1 protein-coding gene is annotated in these 2975 nt (G+C 67.7%); it reads right to left on the bottom strand.

Annotation, left to right across the window (positions count from 1 at the left end; genetic code table 11):
* Nucleotides 1-2548 (bottom strand): DUF499 domain-containing protein (locus AB0F98_RS31715; RefSeq protein WP_357743236.1); only part of this gene is annotated, 2548 nt, incomplete at its 3' end.
* Nucleotides 2549-2975 lie beyond the last annotated feature (427 nt).

Here is a 2975-nt window from a genome sequence, read left to right as displayed (position 1 = left end):
GGGCGGCGCGCAACGCGGGACCGGTGGTCGCGGGATTGACGCTGGCAAGCACATCCCCGAGGGACGGCGCGCGGCCGAGGACCCCCCTAGCGGCCGCCTCTTCGGCGCTGTAAAGCTCGGCGGTATCCACGAGCTGAACCGCCGGAGTCGCTGACGTCGCGCTGTACGCCTTCTCAGCGAGTGTGTCGTAGTAGACCCAACCGTCGTTCGCAATGCCCTTCTTAATCGCATCCGTGAGCAGCGTCGGGTCGAGCAGCAGCAACGCGGACTGGTCCCTCCAGAACCAGTCGTTGATCTTTTTCGTTGTGGTCGACTCGGGCTTGTCCCAGGCGCGCTGTCGCAGCCAGTTTGTCGGGATGGGCTCGGTGCGGACCTTGCCCTCGTTGACAAGCAGCTCACGGACAGTACGGACGACGCTCTTGGCCGTGTCGCCCTTCTGCGCCGCGGGAAGCTCGCGGTGCGCGAGGTGGTTGCTGCTGGCGTCCTTGACCGGGTAGTACACGTGCTTGTAGCAGCGGGTGACAGCGATGCGGACGTTCAGGCCGCTGTCGTCGTACATCTCGCGGACCCTGTCCTTAACCCCGTTCGCGAACGTGGCGAGGCGGGCCGGCTCGGAGACGAGGGCTTCCAGTGCGAGCTGGGAGCGGACTCGGTCCTTGAGGTCCTCGACCGCTTCGGTGTCCGCGACGACGAACACAACCGCGTTGCGATAGGCGCGCAGGCTCCCTGCGGCTCCGGCGCGGTCCCGCATTTCCACTACCTGGGCAGGCGGCGTCGCCGACGAGGTGCCCTCTACCGATAGGTGGTCGTAGTCGAAGGCGACGATCCGAAGGCGCGGCTCGTCTGGCACCGAGGCAGGGCTGGTGGGAAAAACGACGGCAGTAACGCCGGCATCGCTGGTGAAGGACTTGGCGATGCGGGCCTTGGTCTCCTCTGTAACTCGGGTGCTTGGGATATCGCGCTTGCCATCCTCGACGATCTTGTTGACGTTCGGCTCCGTATGGAAGCGCCACCGCGCGCCGTCGTAGGTCAGGTGCCAGCAGACCCTCTCTGCCTCCGCCAGCGCCTCGTCAAGAATCTCCGGGTCTTCGCCGACGCGCAGCGTCCCTAGAACGTACTCACTGCGCCCGGCGCCGACACCTGCGCGCATCTCCAGCGAGTGCATGAACACCGTGGTGGCGGCGCGGGTTGCGAACGGCGGCTTACCGGGGAAGCGGGCGGCATCGACAGCGTGGCAGTGCGACTCCGGGCCGGCGAGATCGACCTTCGCGACACCAGAGAAGGCCGCTCGGTCGATCGCGATTGTGAGGTGGTTGAGCGTGTTCAGCCGAGCGAGGTTGATGTCGGCGACGTTGATGACCTCGGGGTTGGCCGTGCCTTCCCACAGGTCCGCTACTACTTCCGCAAGGAGCTTGAGCGAGCCGCGGGCGCGCTGGAAGTTCGGGATGCTCCCCAGCCGCTTGTCTAGAACACGGATCGTCTCGGGGTGGAACGGATAGCTGGCGGCGACGGCGTCACCGTAGTGAGCCGGGCTCTCCGCGCCGCCGACCAGCGTGACGGTTTGCCCGATTTGTTCGTACAGGCCGCGGTACGCCTCCCCGGCCTCCTTCGCCGCAGCGGGATCGATGCTCTCGAACAGCCGCCGCTTGAGGATTTCCGCGATCTCGCTGTCGGTCGCCGGCTGGATCACCCGCCCTGACCGGGAGAGCACGCTGGCACTCTCTGCGTGGGCCGTCGCAGCCCTGGTGGCGCCGTCGAGGAGCTGGCCGAGTTCGCTGGTCTCCTTGGCGTAGGCGTCGCCGGAGGAGGCGAGGCTGATGATGACAACCACGCCGGGGTCGCCCATCGCGAGTTCGAACAAGTTCTTGAGAAAGACGGGCACCTGGGCCGCGGAGCGGCGGACACTCTCGTTGCCGGACTCCGCGACCTGGCGCAGGTGCTGGGCGATCTCGTCGATGATGATGACGGTCGGTCGGCCGCCCAGGGCCTTGCGAAGGGTCTCGGTCCCGGGGGCCGTGCGTTCCAGGTCGGACTGAGCGAGCGCTTGGTGGGCGGCGGGCCCGAGCTGAGCACCCACTTCGCCCCAGAGAGTACGGCTCGTCAGGCCGTTGGTGGCGAGACCGTTCACCGGGTCGAGGGCGTCGCCGACGACGGCGGCGACGCTAACAGGCCCCTCGGGCAGCAGCGACGTGTCGAGAAAGTCGTTGACGTTCGCCGGGCGGGCACCCTTAGCGAGGTGGTACACGGCCACCAAACTGTGGGTCTTGCCGCCGCCGAACGACGTCTCAGCGCGGAGGACGCCGTGGTCGCCGTCATCACCGGCGACGCCCGCAAGGCGTCCGAACGTCTTGGCGAGGAGCTGCTTCAACCCGCTCGTCGGGTACGTCAGGTCGAAAAACCGGTGGGCGTCGGAGTAGACCTCGTAGCCGCTCGGGTCACGGACGACCTTGTCAAGCTGAGCGGCGAACTGGTTGTCACTCATGCCACCCGCGAGCACATCCGGCCTGGGAACGCAGGTGCTCCGGATGCCGCGAAGGGCGCTGCTCATTCGGCCTGCCTTCCGGTGGTGATCTCTGTTTACGACCCCGCGCGGGCAACGGGGGCCACATGGACGGGGACGCCTGCGTCTCATCGAGCCAGCGGCGCGCGAGGGAGGGCTTCCCCGAGCAGTCAGAATAAGGCGAGCCCGACGCTGATGGGGACCGGCCTACCCCGTGTTCGATGTCGGGTCGGATTTGGCGCTGACGCCAGCTACTCGGCCGGGGCCAAGACCTTCCTGTGGTCCGCGTCGACCGCACACCGGCACCGGCGGCGTCGCCGCCCGCCTTGCGTACCGCCGGGATCCGCTCGAACGACTGCTTGCCGAAGCCCAGTCCCGCCGCCGAAGGCACCACCACCAGGTCGGCCAGGCCCTCCTTGACCGTCTCCGACGGCCGCCCGCCACCTTCGCCCCAAGGTGCTCGCCGACTACCCCT

Origin of the sequence: Micromonospora sp. NPDC023737, from assembly GCF_040639715.1 — a bacterium.
GTDB lineage: Bacteria > Actinomycetota > Actinomycetes > Mycobacteriales > Micromonosporaceae > Micromonospora.
Note: the sequence above shows the minus strand (reverse complement) of the source record. Positions and strands in the feature narration are given on the sequence as shown.